The sequence below is a fragment of the Cytobacillus sp. ABV4_503 genome (assembly GCF_056158445.1).
The window spans coordinates 1,836,771-1,857,751 of the sequence record NZ_JBSWTH010000001.1; the positions used below are offsets into that span (position 1 = coordinate 1,836,771).

Below are 20,981 nucleotides of genomic sequence, written 5' to 3' on the forward strand. Positions count from 1 at the left end.
CCCTTTCAATTAGTCTACTATAATAGAAGCCCGAGTAACTTCGCGTGCTGAGGATTTATCTAAGGCTTCCTGTATTTGATCAAGCGTAAACTCGGCATCAAGCATTTGATCAAATGGGTATTTTTCAATTGACGCAGATAAGAATTCAAGTGATTTTCTTAAGTACCATGGATTATACCTAACTATCGGCAGTATTTTAATAGATTTTCTTGTTAATAAGCCTGGATCAAATTCAACAAATTTGCCAATGGAAACGTTTCCGATTGTAACATATTTTCCGCCTGGGCGAATTAAATGTATACCTTCAGCAAACGCAGCCGGCACACCGGCGAGCTCCATGCCTATGTCTGCTCCCTTGCCGTTAGTAAGCTGGAGAATGGCATTCTCCCTGGACTCAAGAGTGGAATACTCATTCATGTCTATAACATGGTCTGCACCAAACTTTTTCGCTTGCTCAAGCCTGTTCTTAATGCTATCTATAACAATCACTTTTGCACCTTTTTCTTTTGCGATTGCAGAAGCGTATAAGCCTAATCCGCCAGCACCCTGAATTACAATGGTCTGATTATATCGAAGCTCAGCCTCTTCAATGCCAAAGTATACCTGGGAAAGGGCACAGTTGGCACTTGCTGCAGCAACATCTGATACATTTTCTGGTACTTTATAAAAGTATTGATTTTCGTGAATATAATAGTGAGTAGCAAATGAACCATGAAAATGAGGTTCAATTTCCGGCTGTTTTGTCCAGAACTCATAGGCATTTTCACAAAGGTGAAACCTGCCTTCCTGGCAAGGGCTGCATTTACGGCATGTGAGGAAATATGTTGAAACAATCCGATCCCCGACATTTACGGGATTACCAGCGTAATCCTTTGTTACCCCTTCTCCAAGCTCATGAATAGTTCCAATCATTTCATGTCCAAGAACTCCCCGTTTAATACTGGGATGATGCCCTCTCCAAATGTGCAATTCAGATCCGCAAACATTTGTCCTGGTTACCTTAACTACAAGTGAACCTGGCTGTGGAGAAGGGATGCTGTATTCCTGGTATTTGAGATTCAAAGGTTCGGTCATTACGGCTACTTTGCCAGTTTTTACGGCTGTTTTTTCTGACATTTTTAACACTCTCCTATCATCTTAATATTTATGCCGAGATATCATTGCTCCCGAATACTCTTTCAATTTCTTTCTCACTAGGTTTTGCAGTTGCTAAAGTAACTATATACATAGTTGCCATGCCAATTAACACGGAGATACCTGCTGCACCAAACGGATTAGTAAAGCCGAAGCCGATTGGCAGGTAGATAACCCAATAAGATATGGAACCCGCAAGCATCGATGAAATGGCAGCTGTCTTTGTTGATCTTTTCCATAAAGTTCCCACACATAATGGTCCTGCTGTCGCTGAAACAATTCCTCCAATGCCTATCCAAAGGAAGACTGAAAGTGATTGAGGAGGGTTCCATGCCATCAAAATAGCAACTCCTAATACAACAAATGTCCCATAACGGCTGATTATCATTTCTACTTTCTCTGCTTTCTCCGGGTCAATTCCTTTTCTGGGCACGATTGTTTTACGGTAGATGTCGTTAGCCAGAATTTGAGTCAGAGAAACAATTAGTCCATCAGAGGTTGACATAATGGCTGAAAGAACAGCTACTGCAAAAAGTCCGGCAATGATTGGAGGAAACAGTTCGTTGAACAGAACAGGGATTACCTGGTCAGCTGCAATATTGGCACCGGGGTCAATTAAGGCAATACCGAGCAAACCTCCTAGTGTCATAGCCGGCAAAGTAGTTGCCACAATTGTGCAGAACATAATTAGTCTTTTAAGTTCTTTCCCTGATTTAATGGCCATGAATTTATTTCCGATGTGCGGAAGGATGCTGAATGGGATATGTGCCACAAATAACAGGAACACAAGCCATGCACTGCCATAAGTAATATCGCCGGGCTTAAATAATACATCTAAGGAGCCTTCTGGTCTTCTTTCCTTAATTAGGTCCATCATGCCTGAAAAACCGCCTTCGACCCCGCCTCCAGTAAGGAAAGTCACTATAACGACAACGGCGATTACAAGCATTAAAAAGCCCTGCACTGCATCAGTCATTATATCTGAGTGCGACCCTCCCATAAACACATATGCTGCTAACACAATGCCTGTTAAAAACAGCCCTAAGTTATAATCAAGCCCCAACATGGTTTGGAACATAGTTGCAGCAGCAACAAATTGGGAGACTACGTAGAAAATTAACAAAACTGAAACAAGAGCTAATACTATTCTCAAAAAATCACTATTAAAACGTTCTCCCATAAATTCAGGAATGGTCCTGGTGCCAAATTTATCTCCGAACTTTTTTACATAGGATGCGATCAGGAGCATACCGAACACAGTTGCAATAGGATATAAAATAGGGTACCAAAGACTTGGAGCACCCATGCTATAGGCTAATCCCGGCATACCCATGAAGGTTGAGCCGCTAGCAATTGTTGCAGTAATAGCCAAACCCAGTGTAATAAAGCCATATGAGGAGCGAGCTGTTGCAAAATCGTCGGAGTTTTTTGTTTTCTTCATGCCCAGCCAGCCCATATAAATCATTGCAATTAGAAAAAGGCCCATAAAAATCCAGGAATACATAATTGTTGTATTATTGACCATTTCATACACCTCCAAGAATCTAATTAGTCATCATTGATTAAGTCTGTTTTAAATAATATGAATCCCATAATAATCCAGGAAGCCAATACTAATCCAAGGTACCAAAACAGAATCATAGATTGTCACCTCCCTTCAAAACACCTAAGCAACATTCTTTAATATGAGGGTAGTTGGAAAGAAGGTCCAGATTATTGGAGGAATGCTCCAGCAGAAAAAATTTTGTCCTTTCAGTTTTCCCGTTTGAATCAATCAAGATGGTATAAGGCATATGAATAACTTCTTCTTTAGACAATTCGATGACAGGCGGTGTCCAAATTCTTTTATAATGAATATAGTAAGTCCTAATGAACTCCCTGCTTACTTTCTGCTGCTCAGTTAATGAATGGGAAGGGGGAATTATTGCTGTTTCATCTGCCTCAAATTCCCCATAAACAGGGAAATGGTCAGAAAGCCCTGTGCTGCCTCTAACTAGATCTGCCCCAGTGATTGACCGGCTTTTTCGATCCTTCCGAAAAAAACTCTTATATCCAATGTTCCAAACTGAGAATAGGACGGGAAAAAAATATGTTCCTTCTTTCTCAAGTTTTTTTCCCTTTAATTGTGAAGATGACTTTTGTATTTCTTGATCGCTTAATACTTTCAAGCTATTAATCTTAATCATCAAATCCCTCCGAAAGCGCTGTCATATTTGATAATGCAAGAGCCGTGCCAAAATATATCGCTGACTTTATATTTCCTCTTTGATATAATGAAGGTATTGATATTTGACAGAAAATAAAATTTATTTACACAACTCTGAATTTAATCTCGATCGGTTTATGTTGCGATTTTGCAACGGATATTGCTGTTTTGCAATAGAAAGGAGCTATATGAAGTGATGGTTGAAACTGAACAGATTAAGCATCATAATCATTATGAAGATTGTCTTGAGCTTGAAGCAGCAATCCATGCATGTCAGGAAGGAATCTATATTTGCAATGCAGACCTGAAATGTGTCAGGTTAAATTCTGCCTATACAAGAATTACAGGTTTAACAGAAGTAGAGTTAATTGGCAGGACAAGCATTGAACTTGAGGAAAACGGGACAATTTCCAAAGCTGTTGGAGTTATTGTTAAGAGAGAAAAAAAGGTGGTTTCTTTGATACAGAAGTTCCGGAGCGGCAAAAACGTACTCGTTACAGGGACTCCTGTATATAAAGAAGGTAAACTTTTTAGAATAGTCATAACTGCAAGAGATTTATCTGAATTAACTCAGCTGGAAAATCAATTAAATGATGCTGAGGAAAGGTCTGAAAGATATTTGAGGGAGCTTAGTTTATATAAAGAACATTTAAAAAGGGTAAAAATAGTTGCAAATAGCCCGCAAATGAAACAACTCCTCAATTTAGTTCCGAAAATATCCAAAGCGGATTCTCCAGTATTATTATTAGGGGAATCTGGTACAGGCAAAGAAGTTTTAGCCAGGCTTATACATGAGACAAGTCATGGCGGTGACAGTCCTTTTATTAAAGTGAACTGCGGGGCCATTCCCGGTGATTTATTGGAATCTGAACTTTTTGGCTATGTAAAAGGGGCTTTTACAGGCGCAAGTGAAAAAGGAAAGCCCGGATTGATTGAGATAGCAGAAAACGGAAGTTTGTTTTTGGATGAAGTAGGAGAACTTCCATTAAAGCTTCAAGTAAAGTTATTAAGGGTTATTCAGGACTTCGAGGTAACAAGACTTGGAAGCACAAAACCCAAGAAGGTGAGTTTCCGCCTTATTTGTGCCACGAACCGGCCATTAAAAGAAATGATGGAAAAGGGAGAGTTCAGGGAGGATTTATTTTACCGTATAAACGTTCTGCCAATTACTTTACCTCCATTGAGAGAAAGAAAGGAAGATATTATCCCTTTAATAATAAAAACAACTGATAAACTATCCTCCAGGTATGGAACACTCAAAACAATTTCTCCAGACGTAATAAAAATACTCGAAAGTTATCAGTGGCCAGGTAATATCCGGGAACTGGAAAATGTGATTGAACGGATTTTTATCATGACAGATGAAAGCACGATTCAAGTTAAGGATCTTCCGGCCAACATTGCTGCAGATAAAGTTAGTAAAGATGCTAATACATTAAAAGAAAAGATGCAAATCCTTGAGAGGGACATAATTGAAGATATGCTGAAACAAAGTTCAAGTTTAAGAGAGGCAGCCAAAAAACTAGGGGTTGACGCATCAACATTGACAAGGAAATGCCAGAGGTATGGGATATACGTACAATAGAGATAAAAAAAGTTAAGCGCAGAGATCGAATAGATTTTATTCGGTCTTTTTTGTTTTTAAAGTTGTCTAAATCACAACTTATTGATTATAAAAAAGATAAATATATTTGTAATATTTACAATATTTAAAATATATGATAATATCAGTTTTGAATAAAATATTGTCGACAATATTTTATTTAACATTATTGAGATTCCTTTCAATTTTTTGTATTTCGAGAGAATGTAAACGCTTTATATTTGCCGATTAATTGTTTTACAGCTTACAAGAGAAAGACTTTCATGAAAGAAGGGCATCTTTTTCTGTTTAAGAGGAAGGAGTGTGAAAAATTTTTTTAAGTTTATTTAAAGAAAATTGATCAAGGAGGGAGAAAATATTATGAAATTTTTTAAAGGTTTGTTAGTTATTTTTCTTATGGCGTTACTAGCTGCTTGTTCCGCAGATGTTAATGGAGAAGAGGGCAAAGGAAAAGGAGAAATTATCAGCTTATTTGCAACAGATAGTTCTTCTTCCTATTATGGCTACAATGTAGGTATAGCGAACGCAATTGGTACATTAAACCCGGAAATTCAGGTATCAGTAGTTGAAACTGGCGGTTCAAGTGATAATATGCAGCGATTGAGTAAAGGTGAGGGAAAGATGGCTTTGGGTACTTCTCCAAGTGACTACCAGACTTATTTTGGTGAAGGAGATTTTAAGGATATTAAAAATAATAGTATTAGGGCATTATGGTATTTTGTACCATCACCATTTAACTTAATTGTCTCAGAATCAGCAAACGTGAATAGTTTTGAAGATCTAAATGGAAAAGACTTTTCTTTTGGTGGATCAGGAACCTCAACTGAAAAAGTAACAACCGCTGTATTTGAAACTCTTGGTATTCAACCTAAATCTTATGCTGGAAGTATGTCAGATGCACAAGCTGCTTTTGCTGACCGAAGAATTGTAGGTTTGACAAAGACTGGAACTCCTCCCGATTCTTATGTTCAAAAAACGGCAGCAGAACAAAAAATTAAGCTTCTTGGTTTAACAGATGCGCAGATCGAAAACATTACTGAAAAACTCCCTTATATCGGAACAAGTACCATTCCAGCAGGCTCTTATGAAGGAGTGAATGAGGATGTTCAAACAGTGCAATTTACGATGAGTATCCTTCTGGATAGCTCCGTTTCACAAGAGACGGGGTATAAAATGTGGGAAGCTATGTGGTCAGAAGAAGGGAAGAAAATCTGGCTGAATTCTTTCTCAGCAGCAGCCGATGTGGACATACCAGAGCTTACCCTTGAATCTGCCATTCCTCTCCACTCAGGAACTGTTCAATTTCTTAAGGAAAATGGATATGAAGTTCCCGAAGAGTTAATTCCGCCAGAATATAAAGAGGTTAACAATTAATCTAAATGGTTCCTTCTTCCCTTGTAGAAAAGAGAATTTTTACAAGGGGAGTCACTATGAAAGGAGGTTTATTATGTCAAAGTTAGTAAACCAACTAGGTGATTTATTTACTGAAGATGAATCAGAGATAAAAAAGAATAGCCGTAATTTATCAAAAAATTATCTTATTTTTATCGGATTAGCAGGACTAATATGGGCTCTTTTCCATATCTATACAATGGGATTTGGGACTTTGCCAGGCATTATTCAGCGCTCTATCCATTTAATTGGTGCGATTATCATCTGTTTCCTCATTTTTTCAGGTTCTCATAAGTTAAAAAACAATAAGTGGCTTTTGAGATTAGATATTTTGTTAATCCTATTAGCATGTATGGTTACTATTTATGTTATTTCCATTTATCCAAGAATAATTGAACAGCATGGAGTTTATAACACAACAGATATTATAATGGCAACGATGTTGTTAATTATTGTTCTTGAGGGTGCTAGAAGAGTACTAGGCTGGTTTATTCCCTTTTTAGTGATTTGCGGGATCGCATATGCCGTCCTGGGACCCTATTTTCCTGGAATATGGAGACATGCTGGGATAGGCTATGAGAGACTGATGCAAACCTATTTATTGGGAACGCAAGGGATTTGGGGACAATTAATGTCTATTTCTACAAATATCTTAGTGATTTTCGTCTTATATGGATCTTTAATTCTTAGCTTGGGATTAGGGAATGCTATTTTTGATTTAGGTTCAAAGTTAACTGGTAAGTGGCGAGGGGGAGCTGCGCAACTTGCTACAGTAACAAGTGCGTTATTCGGCTCTGTTAATGGAAGTACTGTTGCTAATGTAGCAACAACTGGAAATTTCACCATACCTCTCATGAAAAGGCTTGGCTACGATAAAAACTTTGCTGGTGCTGTTGAATCTGTCGCCTCATCCGGCGGACAAATTATGCCTCCTGTTATGGGTGCCAGTGCTTTTCTTATGGCTGAACTACTGGCTCTCAATTACGTGGATATAATGATTGCAGCATTGATACCAGCTTTATTGTTTTTTGTGTCTATTATGATATCAATCTATTTTTATGCACGGGCGAATAAATTAACTGGTCTTTCCGATGAAGAGATTCCTACTTGGAAGCAGGCAATCAATTGGAGAACATTTATTCCTTTATTCGTTCCATTAATATTATTAGTCGCATTGTTATTTTCAGGATACACGGCAGGAAAAGCTGGATATTCGATGTATATCGGCACAATTGTTTTGTATTTTATCTGCAATGTAAGATCGAAAAAGGAATTTAGAGCAACAATTAAAAGGATTATATCTGGATTGGACAGCGGAGCTAAGAGCATGGTGACTATTGTAATGCTGATAGCGGCAGCACAGACTCTTGTGACAACGATTAACACCAGCGGTTTGGGAGTAAAGTTTTCCTTAGTGACAATGTCATTTAGCCAGGGAAATCTCTTTTTGGCTTTAGTTCTGGCAATGGTCATTACGATCATACTGGGAATGGGTGCTCCTACTCCGGCTGCCTATGTGCTATCTGCATCTGTTGTTGGTTCTGCATTAATAAATCTGGGTATTGAAGGTATAGCAGCACATATGTTTTTACTTTATTTTGCTGTATTATCTGCCATTACCCCACCAGTATGTGCAGCGATATACGTTGCTTGCGGAATATCTCAAGGAGATTGGATGAAAACAGCAATGTACAGCTTAAAAATTGGTTTAACTGCTTTTATTATTCCGTTTATGTTTGTTCTTGACCCGGTTCTATTAATGAAAGGAGAACCAATCGACATTATTTTAAGTGTCTCTACAGCCCTTGCAGGCGTTGTGATATTAGCAGTGGCTACAATGGGGATTTTAATAAACAAGGCTAACATAGCAGAAAGAATATTTGCGTTTGCGGCGGCGATATTATTGCTCATCCCTGGTCACATAACAGATATTTTTGGTATAGGCATATTTGTAATTATGTGCCTTATACACTGGAAGGGTGCCATTGCTTCGCGGAAAAATGAGCATGCAATAAGCAAATAGCAGGTTGAAAATTAGGAGGTAAAATGTCAATGTCCTACTTCGGTAAAATATACTCTCAAATAGAACGAGCAAATCCAAAAGTAATTGAACAATTTAAAGATCTGGGTGTATCAACAGTTTACGAGGCAATGGATCAGGAGACACTAATGGACCCTTCCATTAGGCCTATCTGCAATGGGAAGGTTATCGCCGGATCAGCTGTTACAGCTATTAATACACCAGGGGATAATCTCTCTATGCATCTTGGCTTATCCCTTACTCAGCCAGGAGATATTTTAGTTACTGGGTTTATGGGCAATCATTCATCTAATGCTATTTGGGGAGAAATGGCAACACTTTCCGGAATTGGAAGGAAAATAGCCGGTGTTATTGCAGATGGAGCCGTAAGGGACGTCAAGGCAATAGTTGAAAACCAATTCCCAGTGTGGGCTAAATCTATTTACTCAAAAACCAGCAGTGTTGAGAAAATCGGTGGAATAAACGTACCGGCAGTTTGTGGAGGAGTTCTGGTCAACCCTGGTGACATCATAGTCGCAGATGATGATGGAGTGGTTGTTGTACCTGTTGAACAAGCAGAAGAAGTTTTAAAGAAGGCCCAAAAAAGAGCTGACAGAGAGAAAGAAATAAAGGAGCTTTTACTTCAGGGCAAAACGCCTTATGAAATTTTTCATATGGATATTGCACTTGAAAAAAGTGATATCCCAATATTTAATGATAAATATCATTCTATGAAAGTATGAGCGGTTAAAGGGGGAAAACAATGATTACTGTAAGTGCAAAAGGGCTGCAGAAATTTGTACAGGACGCATTTATAAAAGTCGGGTTAAATAATGAAAACTCAAGGTTGGTTAGTGAGGTTTTAATAGATGCTGATCTGAGAGGAGTACATTCCCACGGGGTGCAAAATTTGCCTCGGTGGGCACGAGGGTTTTTAAAGGGGCATCTTCAGAAGGAAGTTAAATATGAAGATATGGACAAAGGACCCATTACAGTGATTGATGGGCAAGGGAGCCTTGGAGTTCTTGCTTCTGATATCGCAATGAATGCAGCGATCAAACGGGCAGAAAAATACGGTATAGGTATTGTTGGAGTTAAAAACAGCAGCCACTTCGGACCTGCTGCCTATTATACAAGGAAAGCACTGCACCATCATCAAATTGGATTTTGCACGACAAACGGTCCTGCGGTTATGGCTCCATGGGGCGGAAAAGAGGCACTACTAAGCAATAATCCATTTTCTTACGCTATACCAGCTGGAGACGAACCCCCCATCGTACTTGATATGGCATGCAGTGTATCTGCCAGAGGAAGAATCAGAATGATGGCACGTGAAAATGAATCGTTGCCTGAAGGCTGGGCAATTACGAAAGATGGGGAACCTACAACTGATCCGCGTGAAGCAGTCGAGGGAACCGTATTGCCATTTGGAGGTTATAAAGGCTATGGAATAGCTGTGATTAACGAAATTTTATCTGCGGCATTAACAGGAGCGCTATTTTCTTTTGAAGTTGGAGGAATTTCTAAAGGGCCGGCTGAAAGTGAACTGCAGAACCATGAACAGGCTGCATGGGGCTGTGGACATGTCTTTGGTGCTATAAATATAAACAGATTTGGAAATGGTGAAAACTTCCAGAGTAGAGTTGCCTATTTAAGCCGTACTTTACGGGGCTCCCCTAAAGCAAAAGGGCATGAAAGAATATACTTACCGGGAGAAATAGAAGCTGAATTAAAGAAAAAAAGGGAAGTTGATGGAATTCCATTGAAGCAGACTACTGTTTCTCTAATTAATTCATTTGCCCGTGATGAAATCGGAATAAACCTACTGGAAGCATATTGTAATAACTGAGTCTATATATGAAACTTTATAATCTATATATAATAGAAGTAAGTAAACTTTATAAAAATTAATTACCAGGGAAAATTTATTGCCTGGCCTTATTCATCCTCCACATTGAGTAAGGTTCAAATAATAAATTAAATTGTCGACAATATACTTTATAGCCTGTTATTTTTTGGAGGGGACTAAATGGAAGCAAACAATAGGAAAAATATTATCGATGCTGATGTACATCCTTGGATTACCGGGGATATTAAAGGCCTGCTGCCTTATTTAAGCAAATCTATGCAAAAAGTTTTCGATGGCAGGTTGTCATTACCTGATCACCCGCTGCGTCCGCCATTGGAAAAATCAACCTCCATCAGACTTGATGCAAAACCCCCAGGTGGAGGTGCTGGTGGATCTGATCCAATCTATATGAGTGAAGTTTTGCTGGACCGGTACTATATTGAACATGCAATTCTAACTTCAGTACAGGCAGGGAAAATAGTTGTCTATCCCAATCCTATCGAAGCCACAGCATTAGCCAGGGCCTTTAATGATTATTTTATAAATGAATGGCTGACAGTAGACTCACGGTATAAATTGGCGATGTGTGTAGCAGTTCACGATCCGTTGAAAGCCGCAGAAGAAATTAGGCGAATTGGCCATGAAAAAGGAGTGGTTGCTGTCTTTATGCCTTTATTCAATATTTTAATGGGGAACAGCTACTATTTTCCTATTTATGAAGCTGCAGAAGAGCTGGGATTACCAATACTTATTCATCCTACAGGCACAGAAGGCGGCTTTTCAACAAGTGTTGCCATGGCTGGAGGTGTACCTTCCAGTTATATTGAAAGACATACAGATTTCCCTCAAATTGCATATGGAAATTTGGTTAGTATGGTATTTGAAGGAGTATTTGTGCGTTTCCCCAAACTAAAAGTCCTGGCCGCAGAATTTGGTTACAGCTGGGTTCCTTCCATTATGTGGAGAATGGATCAAAACTGGCGTAATTTCAGAAAGGAAGTTCCATGGCTTGAAAAGGAACCTAGTAAATACTTGTTAGATCATGTCCGTTTTACCTCCCAGCCGGTAGAAGAGCCTGAAAAAGGAAAATATCTAATGCAGATTTTCGAAATGATGCATGCAGAGAAAACATTAATTTTTAGTACTGATTACCCGCATTGGGATAATGATTTTCCAGATAACACCTTTTCATCAATGCCCGACACATTAAAACAGAAAATATTTTATGATAATGCTGCTGAACTATTTAATTTAGATAAAGCAGGAGTTACCAAATAATAAGGAGGTCACATAAGGGATGGCATATTGTATAGGGGATCTTAACCAAATTCCGGAAGGAAAGGCACTGATCACTGATTTAAATGGAACTTCTATCGGAGTCTTTTATGAAGATGGAAAAGTATATGCAGTTAGAAACGTTTGCCCCCATAAACTTGCACCAATATGTGAAGGTGCAGTATGCGGAACTATGCTTCCAAGTAAGCCTTCAGAGTTTGAGTTTGGTCTTGAAGGAAAAGTGTTGAGATGTCCATGGCATGGATGGGAGTTTAGCTTGGAGACAGGGGATGCACTTTTTGGCATAAGTAATAGAAAAGTTAAGACCTACCCTGTTCAGGTTAAAGATGGTATGATTTACGTAGAAATGGGATAGTTAGTAACTTTCTAGAATCATACTGTTATAAGTGAGGAAACTAAAACAATGAGCTTTGAAAATACAACATTATCACAGCGAATTTCTGAAGAAATAGCTATAAAAATTTCTGAGGGTGTCCTTAAACCGGGTGACAGGTTATTGGAATTAGAACTGACTGAAGAATTTGGCACCAGCAGAGCTCCAATCCGTGAAGCATTATTCATTTTAGAGAAGGACGGAATTGTAGAGAGGGTACCCCGAAAAGGCGTCTTTGTAAAAAAAAGAACCAAAAAAGAGCTTCTTGATCTTTATGAAGTTGTGTACAGGTTATTAGAAATAGCCTTAACCAAACTGAATGATTCATGTACCGATGAACAATTGGAAGAAATTAGTGTTCTAATTATTAAAATGGGGGAAACACTTGAAGGCAATAAGGTTAAGCAATGTTTTGACCTGCTCGAAGAATTACAAATGAATTTTTTTATCTTCTCTGGAAACACAGTTTTAAAAGATTTATATATGAGAATTAATAGTCAATTGATTCCTTTTAGATATATTTCTCTTTCCTACCCTACCAGTATGGAACATTCAATAAGGGAATACAGCGAAATACTGAATGGCTTAAAAGAAAAAAATCAAAATAAAATACTTGATAGCTTAAAAAGGAAGGAAAAGCGGGCTCTGGCTATATTGGAGAAATTCGTAAACAACCAATGAACAACAAACTAACATCCAGTTAAGACGTTCCTGATTATTTTTTGCCCAGAGCGTGACTTATTTACTTCCGTTAATACGGGGAGCGTGCTGAAAATGAACGTTGGATTAATTGGTTTAGGAAATTTGGGCGGACGAATTGCCCGTCATTTAATAAAAAAAGGGTATAAACTATCTGTATATGATTTAGATCGGGGATTGTTACAAACTTTTGCAGAACTTGGTGCAATTACATATGAATTTCCCTCTGAGCTGGCAAGGAACAACGACTATGTTATTACTGTGCTGCCAAATGCCAAAATAGTTAAAAACGTAACTCTGGGTCCTAACGGGCTGTTATCCGGATTTTCAGGAGGAAGCACCTTAATTGACATGACTAGTTCCGTCCCGGAAATCACAAAAGAAGTTGGCAATGAGCTGCTGAAATATGATATCCATATGCTGGATGCCCCAGTAAGCGGGGGTGTTAAGAAAGCCGAAGATGGAACCCTGGCCATTATGGTTGGTGGATACGAGGACGTTTTCTTGGATGCCTATCCTCTATTAAATGACATCGGCTCCAATGTAACACATGTTGGAGAATTAGGGGCAGGCCATACAATAAAAGCTCTTAACAATATGCTTTGTGCTGCTACTTTAGCCGCCACTGCAGAAGTCCTTGCCATTGGCACCAAGCTTGGCCTTAATCCCGAAAAGATGCTGGAAGTAATTAATACAAGCAGCGGGAGGAGCCACTCGAGTGAAATCAAATTTCCTCAGCAAGTAATATCAAGAAAATTTGATGTGGGCTTTACAATTGATTTAATGTGTAAGGATCTTGCCATTGCCAGTGGTATAGCTCAAGGAGCAGAGGTGCCTGCATTTATTTCCAGCGCTGTGTTTCAAGTATGGCAATATGCAAAGTCTCAAGGCGGAGGGGAGATGGATCATACTGCGATTGCAAAATTTATAGAGGGAATGGCGGGTGTTGAGATTAAAGTGTGAAAATTAAAGTATATAGTAAATAGATTCTGAGTGCGTTTTTTAGCCAAAAGATATCTTATTAAAGCCCCTCTTTTGCAGGGGCTTTTTTCTATAGATAACCTTTCAATTAAAAAAAATAGGATTTAATCCTTTCTATTAGTCAGTTACTAAAGTAAGTTACAAAGCGATACTCTTGGGAAGGCATCACACTTTTTGATATTTCAATATTTAGAATAATCAATTTTTTAATTGACGAAAAACTTTTTTATATATAAAATAATTATTAGAAGTAAATATATTAACTTTGCTTAGTTTATAGCTGCTTCTGTTATAAATTTACCAAATTTGTTAAGTCACTACAACTTTGTCAGGAGGAAAGTCAATGGAAAATAAATTAAGTGAAGCGGAAAGTAAAGGAAAGAGAAAATACAATGTTCCAGCAGTTGATAGCGCTTTCAAAATACTGGCGCTTTTAAGCAGAAAAAAATTTAATAAAAGCAATTTAACAGAAATTGCAAAAGCTACTTCTTTAACTCCGACAACATGTTATCGTATCCTGCAGAAATTAGAGGAGCTTTCAATTGTTCGTTATGATAAAGGCTCAAAACGGTATAGCCTGGGACCTTATTTAGTTGTTCTTGGAGAAAGGGCAAAAGAAAATCTGTTTGATATTTCAGTTATTCTCCCTTATTTGGAAAAACTCTCTGAGCAAACTGGACTTACTACGTTTCTTGTTAATAGAATTGGCAAAAAGCGTTCCACGATATTGGCTAAAGTTGAAGGTGAAGAATTTGGAATTAACGTTTCAGTAGGAAGACATTTTTCAGTAGTTGATGGGGCATATGGAAAGTGTTTATTAGCTTATATGGATGAAGAGGAATCAGATGAGTTATTACGAATGAATGATGGCCTGCGTAAGCTAAGTGAAGAAGAAATTATTGAATTAAAAGAAGAGCTGCCCGCTATACGAAAAAATGGATATGCTACTACATTTGGTGAGTACATTGAGGGTATCGTTGGTGTTTCAGCTCCCATTTTTAATAATGAGGAGAGTGTGGAAATGGCCATTGCGATTATTGGAATGACTGCCCAGCTGAAGGATCAGGATATTGGGAAGATGGGAGAGAAAATCAAAGGTGTTGCGACTGAAATCAGTATGAGATTAGGCGGAAACTTTCCGCAATAATATAATGACAATTTAAGTACCTAGACAAATACTCATAAATTGTATTTGCATATTCTCCTTTTATTTTGGATCAGCAAGAGTTTTGCCCACATCCAAAGTTTGAGGAGATTATTTTTTGAATTTTGAATTGACTTTCTGGTAATATCCCCTATTGAAAATACGCTGTTCAATTTTCCGGCCATAAAAAGACACAGCAAAATTCTCTTTAATACAGGTGATTTTCAATGGATTCCCACTAGTCCAAATTTTCTAAAATTTCATTGACAAAAACTTTTTTCTTATATAAAATTTAATTAAGATAAATGTAAGCCCTTTCTTAGTGGTTTTCAACAAGCATCACTGTTTTAAATATCAAATAAAAATGGGATGGAGTGGAATTAGATGAATCTGGAAGGAAAAGTTGCAGTAGTTACGGGAGCCGGACAGGGAATTGGAAGAGAAATTTCATTGTTTTATGCAAAGCACGGAGCAAATGTTGTTGTTGGAGATTTAAACCTGGATTCTGCAGAACAGGTTGCCCATGAAATAGAAGAAATAGGAACTAAAGGTTTTGCACAGCAAGTTGATGTTGCCGAAAAAGAAAGTGCCCAAGGACTAATCCAAGCTGCAATCGACCATTTTGGTGATATTGACATTTTAGTAAATAATGCAGGGATTACTAGAGATGCTATGCTACATAAAATGACGGAAGAGCAATTTGAACAAGTGTTGGATGTTCATATGAAAGGTACATTTCTGTGTATGCAGGCTGCCGCCGTCCATATGAGACAAAAGCAAAAAGGAAAGATTGTAAATATTTCTTCCATTGCAGGAAAAGTCGGAAATATGGGTCAAGTAAATTATGCAGGAGCAAAAGCTGGTATTGTTGGCATGACAAAGGCTGCAGCGAAAGAGCTTGCTAAATTCCAAGTTAATGTAAATGCTGTTCAGCCTGGTTTTATCGATACTGACATGACACGTGCAGTCCCTGAGAAAGTTCGGCAGCTTAAAATTGCCGAAATACCTATGCAGAGGGTCGGCGAACCATTGGATATTGCTAAAGCTGTTCTTTTCCTAAGCTCTGATTATTCCGATTACATGACAGGGAATGTGCTCGAAGTAACCGGTGGAAGATTTATGTAGTATTTGTTTAGAAGATTTTAAGTTTTACATTATCCCAAAAATTGTTTGAGGTAAGTATAAATAAATTTTCAGAAGTGAATGCAGAATACTTAGATAATCATTTGGTCATTTACGATAATCTAATAGAAAAGCAGGTGAACAAAACTGAGTGCTGTCAAAGAGCTAATGGGTTTGGAGCTTGCTCCATATACGTATTCAGTAGAAAAAGGAAAAATTAAAGAGTTGGCTGCGGCAATTGGTGATCCTAATCCTATTTATTACGATGAGGATGCAGCAAGAAATGAAGGCTTTGATGGAATACCTATTCCATTAACCTTCCTCCAAGTGATTGATTTATGGGGTGGATATAGTTTTGAGCAAAAATGCCAAATGCTAAATTTAAATCCGGTTAAAATCTTACACGGGGAACAAGGTTATCAATTTCTTAAAACAATATATGCGGGTGATAAACTTACTGTTTCAGGCAAGGTTGCTGATGTTAAAGTCAAGCAAGGGTCCTCTGGAGGGATGAACCTGATTACTTTGGAATTTGAATATAGAAATCAGTTTAACGAACTGGTCGCCCGTTCTAGAAATGTAACAATTGAGCGGCATTAAAAAACATTTTGGATGTGATATTCATGTGGAAGTATTACGATGATTTGAAAGTTGGAGACCATTTTCCCAAAATTTTAAAGGAACCGATTTCCCGTGTTCAATTAGTGAAGTATGCTGGTGCTTCAGGAGATTTTAATCCCCTCCATACTGTTGAAAAAGCAGGTGAAAAAGCAGGGACCGGCATTATTGCACATGGAATGTTAATTATGGGAATGGCTGCACAAGGTGTAACCAGCTGGATTCCCCGCATGTATGTTAATTCCCTTCAAATTCGCTTTCGGAGTATGACATTTCCCGGTGAGCGGATTCATGTTACTGGAAAGGTATTAGAAAAGAAGGAAAACAATCTAATCGTAAGTGAAGTCATTGCTATGAATGACGAGGGTGAAGTTAAAGTAGCTGGTACTTTTGAAGCCACATTGCCTTCAAAAATTGCACATTAAGGAGGAAAAAGCATGAACTTTGAATATTCACAGGAAGCTGAGGGTTTTCGTGACTCTTTTCGAAGGTGGTTAGAGGCGAATTTTCCGAAAGAATGGAATCAGGAGGTAACAGGAGAGAAGTGGGTTCAAAGGCGTAAGGAGTGGGGGAAAATGTTAGGTCAGGGTGGGTGGGTGGCACCAGCCTGGCCAAAGGAGTATGGAGGTCTGGGTCTTACTATTGAACAACAATTAGTATATATAGAAGAATTGGTTCGAATAAATGCTCCTGAAGTATTGAATTCAAATGGAATAGGTATTTTTGGGATGACTTTAATCCGTTATGGAACAGAGGATCAAAAGAAGTATTATCTTCCTCGTATGCTAAATCACGAAGATATTTGGTGTCAAGGCTTCTCGGAACCGAATGCTGGTTCAGATTTGGCCGGACTACAAACAAAGGCGAAAGATAACGGAGATCATTATGTGTTAAATGGCCAAAAAGTATGGACTTCTTATGGTCCATATGCGAATAAATGTTATATCTTAGTCCGTACAGCTGAATCGAGATACAAAGGGGTTAGCATGATGATCCTGGACCTGGATCAGCCGGGCGTGACTGTCCAGCCGATTAAAAATATTGCTGGCGAATCAGAACTAGCTGAAGTTTTCCTGGACGATGCAATTGTTCCCAAAAGAGATTTAGTTGGAGATATAAACGATGGCTGGGAAATGGCGAACTATGCTCTTGCACATGAGCGTGGGATTCACTTCGCTCAACGTTCCTTAAAAATGCAGCAGGAATTCCAGCAGCTAATTACACTATTCCAAGAGCAGATACAAGCTGGAAGCTCTCCCGCAAATAGCCCTATCATGCAAAGTAAATTAGTCCAATCCTATTTATCCTGCGAAATATTAAAAAGTGTTTGTTTACGTAATATTGCCTTAATTGCACAAGGAGATGATACCGGTGCATTGCCGGCAATAGCAAAATTGGTTTGGAGTGAAAGCCATCAGGATTTACTTAATGTAGGTGTAGAGTTATTAGGAGAAGAATCCTTATTGAAAGGTGAAAATCAAGTTTGGATGGAAAAATTCCTCTTATCAAGGGCTGAAACCATTTATGCAGGAACAACACAAATCCAAAAAAATATTATCGCAAAATCTTTAGGGTTGCCTAGTTCGAAAGGAGGAAAATAAAATGGAATACCGATTCTCTGAGCAGCAGCAAATGTTAAAACAGGCTCTTCATTCATTGTTAAAAAAGGAAATGCCTATTGAAGTTTTTAGTGAAGTTGCTGAGAATAAAGATGGGTTTTCTAAAGGTGCATGGAAGAAGCTTGCAGAAAATGGATGGCTGGGCGTCCTGGCGAAAGGTGAATGGCAAACCTTAGAAGACGTTGGCCCCCTTGACTTAATGTACCTATCTGAATCGGTTGGAGAGAAACTTTTTCCTGGTCCGATTTCTTTGGTAGCCGGATTTATCGTCCCATTATTAAGTCAAATGAAATTAACGAATCAGCAGCAGGATTTATTGAATATAGTTATTTCTGGAGAAAAACTCATAACTTCTGCTTTACCTAAACTGGAAAAATCACAAAATAAGATTGAGTTCATTTGGCCTGAAATAAAAATTCTAAATGAAGAATTCGATAAAATTCAATTAAGCGGCGAAATTAAACACGTACAGTTTTTACAACACTCAGATGTTATATTATTACCGTTAAAAGGCAAATTTGGACATACTTCAGCTATTTTGTTAAATGCCAAAAATGAAGGAGTTAACATAATTTCTGAGCAATCGGCGGATTTGTCCAAACCTCAGGGTACTTTAGTACTAGATGGAGTGTGGATAAATCACGATGATTTTATCGGAGGAAATGAAAGCAACCATAAAGAATTATTAAATAAACAACTTATTGATTATTTATTATGTTTAAACGGTGAAATGATAGGCGGAGCAAATGAAGTTCTGAATAGAACGGTTAATTTTGTTAAAGAAAGGAAACAATTTGGCGTTCCTGTGGGCTCCTTTCAAGCAGTAAAACACATGATTGCAGATTTGCATATAGCAATTGAAAAAGCCCGCAGTTATAGTGTGTATGTAGCATCTCAAACTGGGAAGAGATCAAATGAAACCCTATTAAATGCTATTTCCAGCCGCCTTTTTACTACAGATATTTATAAGAAAGTATGTGAAGATGCTATACAGCTGCATGGCGGAATGGGGTTCACATGGGAAGAAAGCATTCACTATTGGTACAAAGCATCAATGTTTCAACAATCCCATATTACACATCCAGCAATCATGACTGAATTTATTCTCCAGCACTTGCTATCAAAGTCTGAATATTCAAGAGAATTCCAATACAACCAAATGGAGTAAAAAGAGTATTTTTGTCTTCTATAAATATTTAAGGGCAGGTGGAGAAATGTCAATTAAAAACGCAGCGGCTATTGTTGGTGTAGGGGATGTTGAACTTGAAAAAGGGAAGGTAAAAGACGGACAATCAGTCCTGCAAATTCAGGCTATTGCGGCAAAACGGGCTCTTGAAGATGCAGGATTAACCAAAGATGATGTTGATGGCATTTTTGTTGCCGGGCTCTGGGGATTACCTGGTGTTGGCTCATTTCCGTCAGTCATATTGTCTGAGTACTTGGGAATTCAGCCAAAATATACTGACTCAACTCAAATAGGAGGATCTGCTTTCGAGGCTCATGTAGGGCATGCTGCAGCAGCTATTCAATCAGGGTTATGTGAGGTTGCTTTAATTTTATATGGAAGTACTCAGCGTTCAGAGAAATCGCGTTCATTAGCTGGAAGACCGCCTGTACTTACTGCTCAGTACGAAACACCATTCGGATTGCCATCCCCTGCGGGTGCATATGCCATGGCAGCAAACCGTCATATGCATCAATACGGAACCAAACCTGAGCATCTGGCGGAAATAGCGGTAGCTACCAGGAAGTGGGCACAATTAAATCCTCATGCGACAATGCGGGATCCATTATCCATTGAAGATGTATTAAATTCCCCAATGATCACAGATCCGCTCCATCTCTTGGATTGTTGTTTAGTTACAGATGGAGCAGGCGCACTTGTACTAGTATCTGCTGAAAGAGCGAAAGACTGCAGGAAGAAACCTGTATGGGTTTTAGGACAAGGTGAATCACATAGTCATTGGTCCATACAGGCTATGCCAGATTTAACTGTTACTTCAGCAGCTCAATCCGGTAAAACGGCATTTGAAATGGCAGGAGTTACACATGACGAGATCGATGTAGTTCAAATTTATGATTCCTTCACCATCACTGTCCTATTAACTTTGGAATCTCTTGGTTTTTGTAAACCTGGTGAAGGAGGAGATTTTATTAGTAATCAGCGTACTGCTCCTGGCGGGGATTTCCCTATGAATACAAATGGCGGGGGCTTATCCTACGCTCATCCAGGGATGTATGGCATATTTCTCTTAATTGAGGCTGTCCGTCAATTAAGAGGTGAATGCGGAGAGAGACAGATAAAAGATGCAAAACTCTCACTTGTAAATGGTACAGGCGGAACCCTGTCTTCTACATCAGTTGTTATTTTAGGGAGGGATTAATCATGGCTGAACAGAAAAAACCAATGCCCATACCTGATGGTGATTCACACATCTTTTGGCAAGGCTGTAAAGAAAATAAATTGCTGATTCAACAATGCAAAAATTGCTCTAAACATATTTTTTACCCGCGAATATTATGTCCGCATTGTTTTTCTGAAAAAGTAGAGTGGGTCGAATCAACTGGAAAGGGAAAAATCTATTCTTATACAATTGCCCGCAGAGGCGGAGGACCAGCATTCAAAGATGATTCCCCATATGCAGTAGCATTAATTGAATTGGACGAAGGAGTTCGAATGTTTAGTAATATCATTAATATTGATGTTGAAAAAGTGAGATGTGATTTACCTGTTGAAGTGGTGTTTGAAGAACAGGGAGATTTTTCATTACCTAAATTTCAGCCTCTATTTGATTAATTTCAATTTACATTAAGTGGGCTAATGAACCATCCGCTAAGTGTTTCATTAGCCTTTATAAGAAAAACACATACCCCTCCTAATATAATGAAATTTATTTAGACTTAGTTTTTTTTAGTATATTAGAA

General features: G+C 38.4%; 20 protein-coding genes. 17 read left to right on the plus strand and 3 right to left on the minus strand.

The genetic code is table 11. The annotated features are described in order from the left end of the window. Positions 1 to 9: 9 nt before the first annotated feature. The 3 genes from ACXAD1_RS09240 to ACXAD1_RS09250 form a co-directional block, all read right to left on the minus strand. Positions 10 to 1,116 (minus strand): zinc-binding dehydrogenase, encoded by a 1,107-nt coding sequence (locus ACXAD1_RS09240; protein WP_206837070.1) that lies wholly within the window; start codon positions 1,114 to 1,116, stop codon positions 10 to 12. Positions 1,117 to 1,144: 28 nt separating this feature from the next. Beyond that, complete coding sequence (locus ACXAD1_RS09245; RefSeq protein WP_474909885.1) at positions 1,145 to 2,659, minus strand: sodium:solute symporter family protein; 1,515 nt, start codon at positions 2,657 to 2,659, stop codon at positions 1,145 to 1,147. Positions 2,660 to 2,771: 112 nt separating this feature from the next. Then, positions 2,772 to 3,320 (minus strand): hypothetical protein, encoded by a 549-nt coding sequence (locus ACXAD1_RS09250; protein ID WP_370224910.1) that lies wholly within the window; start codon positions 3,318 to 3,320, stop codon positions 2,772 to 2,774. Between the two features lie 216 nt (positions 3,321 to 3,536). Here ACXAD1_RS09250 and ACXAD1_RS09255 point away from each other — a divergent pair, with 216 nt between their 5' ends. The 17 genes from ACXAD1_RS09255 (at position 3,537) to ACXAD1_RS09335 (ending at position 20,853) form a co-directional block, all read left to right on the plus strand. Continuing rightward, positions 3,537 to 4,925: a sigma-54 interaction domain-containing protein gene (locus tag ACXAD1_RS09255; protein WP_370224958.1), complete on the plus strand. Its 1,389-nt coding sequence runs from the start codon at positions 3,537 to 3,539 to the stop codon at positions 4,923 to 4,925. Between the two features lie 378 nt (positions 4,926 to 5,303). After that, positions 5,304 to 6,317 (plus strand): TAXI family TRAP transporter solute-binding subunit, encoded by a 1,014-nt coding sequence (locus ACXAD1_RS09260; RefSeq protein WP_370224909.1) that lies wholly within the window; start codon positions 5,304 to 5,306, stop codon positions 6,315 to 6,317. A 73-nt stretch (positions 6,318 to 6,390) separates the two neighbouring features. Next, complete coding sequence (locus ACXAD1_RS09265) at positions 6,391 to 8,358, plus strand: TRAP transporter permease (protein WP_474909886.1); 1,968 nt, start codon at positions 6,391 to 6,393, stop codon at positions 8,356 to 8,358. 29 nt (positions 8,359 to 8,387) lie between these two features. Continuing rightward, on the plus strand, positions 8,388 to 9,098 hold the full coding sequence (locus tag ACXAD1_RS09270) for a 4-carboxy-4-hydroxy-2-oxoadipate aldolase/oxaloacetate decarboxylase (protein WP_370224907.1): 711 nt from the start codon (positions 8,388 to 8,390) through the stop codon (positions 9,096 to 9,098). Between the two features lie 20 nt (positions 9,099 to 9,118). Next, positions 9,119 to 10,204, plus strand: a complete 1,086-nt coding sequence (locus tag ACXAD1_RS09275) for an Ldh family oxidoreductase (protein ID WP_474909887.1) — start codon at positions 9,119 to 9,121, stop codon at positions 10,202 to 10,204. A gap of 180 nt (positions 10,205 to 10,384) precedes the next feature. Beyond that, on the plus strand, positions 10,385 to 11,482 hold the full coding sequence (locus tag ACXAD1_RS09280; RefSeq protein ID WP_474909888.1) for an amidohydrolase family protein: 1,098 nt from the start codon (positions 10,385 to 10,387) through the stop codon (positions 11,480 to 11,482). A 19-nt stretch (positions 11,483 to 11,501) separates the two neighbouring features. After that, positions 11,502 to 11,855: a Rieske (2Fe-2S) protein gene (locus tag ACXAD1_RS09285; protein ID WP_206837096.1), complete on the plus strand. Its 354-nt coding sequence runs from the start codon at positions 11,502 to 11,504 to the stop codon at positions 11,853 to 11,855. 48 nt (positions 11,856 to 11,903) lie between these two features. After that, positions 11,904 to 12,554 (plus strand): GntR family transcriptional regulator, encoded by a 651-nt coding sequence (locus tag ACXAD1_RS09290; RefSeq protein ID WP_206837098.1) that lies wholly within the window; start codon positions 11,904 to 11,906, stop codon positions 12,552 to 12,554. A 93-nt stretch (positions 12,555 to 12,647) separates the two neighbouring features. Further along, positions 12,648 to 13,535 carry an NAD(P)-dependent oxidoreductase gene (locus ACXAD1_RS09295; RefSeq protein WP_474909889.1) on the plus strand — a complete coding sequence of 296 codons (888 nt, stop codon included), beginning with the start codon at positions 12,648 to 12,650 and terminating at the stop codon, positions 13,533 to 13,535. 361 nt (positions 13,536 to 13,896) lie between these two features. Further along, on the plus strand, positions 13,897 to 14,700 hold the full coding sequence (locus ACXAD1_RS09300) for an IclR family transcriptional regulator (protein ID WP_206837104.1): 804 nt from the start codon (positions 13,897 to 13,899) through the stop codon (positions 14,698 to 14,700). Positions 14,701 to 15,081: 381 nt separating this feature from the next. Continuing rightward, positions 15,082 to 15,822, plus strand: a complete 741-nt coding sequence (gene fabG, locus ACXAD1_RS09305; protein WP_370224903.1) for a 3-oxoacyl-ACP reductase FabG — start codon at positions 15,082 to 15,084, stop codon at positions 15,820 to 15,822. A 165-nt stretch (positions 15,823 to 15,987) separates the two neighbouring features. After that, entirely contained in the window at positions 15,988 to 16,419 is a 432-nt protein-coding gene (locus ACXAD1_RS09310; RefSeq protein WP_244671076.1) for a MaoC family dehydratase N-terminal domain-containing protein, read from the plus strand. Positions 16,420 to 16,442: 23 nt separating this feature from the next. Further along, positions 16,443 to 16,862: a MaoC/PaaZ C-terminal domain-containing protein gene (locus tag ACXAD1_RS09315; protein ID WP_474909890.1), complete on the plus strand. Its 420-nt coding sequence runs from the start codon at positions 16,443 to 16,445 to the stop codon at positions 16,860 to 16,862. A 12-nt stretch (positions 16,863 to 16,874) separates the two neighbouring features. Continuing rightward, positions 16,875 to 18,038, plus strand: a complete 1,164-nt coding sequence (locus ACXAD1_RS09320) for an acyl-CoA dehydrogenase family protein (protein ID WP_206837113.1) — start codon at positions 16,875 to 16,877, stop codon at positions 18,036 to 18,038. Position 18,039: 1 nt separating this feature from the next. Further along, positions 18,040 to 19,224: an acyl-CoA dehydrogenase family protein gene (locus ACXAD1_RS09325; protein WP_206837116.1), complete on the plus strand. Its 1,185-nt coding sequence runs from the start codon at positions 18,040 to 18,042 to the stop codon at positions 19,222 to 19,224. A gap of 46 nt (positions 19,225 to 19,270) precedes the next feature. Continuing rightward, positions 19,271 to 20,440, plus strand: a complete 1,170-nt coding sequence (locus tag ACXAD1_RS09330) for an acetyl-CoA acetyltransferase (protein ID WP_206837119.1) — start codon at positions 19,271 to 19,273, stop codon at positions 20,438 to 20,440. 2 nt (positions 20,441 to 20,442) lie between these two features. Continuing rightward, positions 20,443 to 20,853, plus strand: coding sequence for a Zn-ribbon domain-containing OB-fold protein (locus tag ACXAD1_RS09335; protein WP_474909891.1), 411 nt, complete (start codon positions 20,443 to 20,445; stop codon positions 20,851 to 20,853). The last annotated feature ends 128 nt before the right edge of the window (positions 20,854 to 20,981 follow it).

What these genes read in the sequence shown, in the direction of transcription:
- ACXAD1_RS09240 (WP_206837070.1), bottom strand. Translation starts at nt 1,116, where the DNA reads ATGTCAGAAAAAACAGCCGTAAAAACTGGCAAAGTAGCCGTAATGACC.
- ACXAD1_RS09245 (WP_474909885.1), bottom strand. Translation starts at nt 2,659, where the DNA reads ATGGTCAATAATACAACAATTATGTATTCCTGGATTTTTATGGGCCTT.
- ACXAD1_RS09250 (WP_370224910.1), bottom strand. Translation starts at nt 3,320, where the DNA reads ATGATTAAGATTAATAGCTTGAAAGTATTAAGCGATCAAGAAATACAA.
- ACXAD1_RS09255 (WP_370224958.1), top strand. Translation starts at nt 3,537, where the DNA reads ATGGTTGAAACTGAACAGATTAAGCATCATAATCATTATGAAGATTGT.
- ACXAD1_RS09260 (WP_370224909.1), top strand. Translation starts at nt 5,304, where the DNA reads ATGAAATTTTTTAAAGGTTTGTTAGTTATTTTTCTTATGGCGTTACTA.
- ACXAD1_RS09265 (WP_474909886.1), top strand. Translation starts at nt 6,391, where the DNA reads ATGTCAAAGTTAGTAAACCAACTAGGTGATTTATTTACTGAAGATGAA.
- ACXAD1_RS09270 (WP_370224907.1), top strand. Translation starts at nt 8,388, where the DNA reads ATGTCCTACTTCGGTAAAATATACTCTCAAATAGAACGAGCAAATCCA.
- ACXAD1_RS09275 (WP_474909887.1), top strand. Translation starts at nt 9,119, where the DNA reads ATGATTACTGTAAGTGCAAAAGGGCTGCAGAAATTTGTACAGGACGCA.
- ACXAD1_RS09280 (WP_474909888.1), top strand. Translation starts at nt 10,385, where the DNA reads ATGGAAGCAAACAATAGGAAAAATATTATCGATGCTGATGTACATCCT.
- ACXAD1_RS09285 (WP_206837096.1), top strand. Translation starts at nt 11,502, where the DNA reads ATGGCATATTGTATAGGGGATCTTAACCAAATTCCGGAAGGAAAGGCA.
- ACXAD1_RS09290 (WP_206837098.1), top strand. Translation starts at nt 11,904, where the DNA reads ATGAGCTTTGAAAATACAACATTATCACAGCGAATTTCTGAAGAAATA.
- ACXAD1_RS09295 (WP_474909889.1), top strand. Translation starts at nt 12,648, where the DNA reads ATGAACGTTGGATTAATTGGTTTAGGAAATTTGGGCGGACGAATTGCC.
- ACXAD1_RS09300 (WP_206837104.1), top strand. Translation starts at nt 13,897, where the DNA reads ATGGAAAATAAATTAAGTGAAGCGGAAAGTAAAGGAAAGAGAAAATAC.
- fabG (WP_370224903.1), top strand. Translation starts at nt 15,082, where the DNA reads ATGAATCTGGAAGGAAAAGTTGCAGTAGTTACGGGAGCCGGACAGGGA.
- ACXAD1_RS09310 (WP_244671076.1), top strand. Translation starts at nt 15,988, where the DNA reads ATGGGTTTGGAGCTTGCTCCATATACGTATTCAGTAGAAAAAGGAAAA.
- ACXAD1_RS09315 (WP_474909890.1), top strand. Translation starts at nt 16,443, where the DNA reads ATGTGGAAGTATTACGATGATTTGAAAGTTGGAGACCATTTTCCCAAA.
- ACXAD1_RS09320 (WP_206837113.1), top strand. Translation starts at nt 16,875, where the DNA reads ATGAACTTTGAATATTCACAGGAAGCTGAGGGTTTTCGTGACTCTTTT.
- ACXAD1_RS09325 (WP_206837116.1), top strand. Translation starts at nt 18,040, where the DNA reads ATGGAATACCGATTCTCTGAGCAGCAGCAAATGTTAAAACAGGCTCTT.
- ACXAD1_RS09330 (WP_206837119.1), top strand. Translation starts at nt 19,271, where the DNA reads ATGTCAATTAAAAACGCAGCGGCTATTGTTGGTGTAGGGGATGTTGAA.
- ACXAD1_RS09335 (WP_474909891.1), top strand. Translation starts at nt 20,443, where the DNA reads ATGGCTGAACAGAAAAAACCAATGCCCATACCTGATGGTGATTCACAC.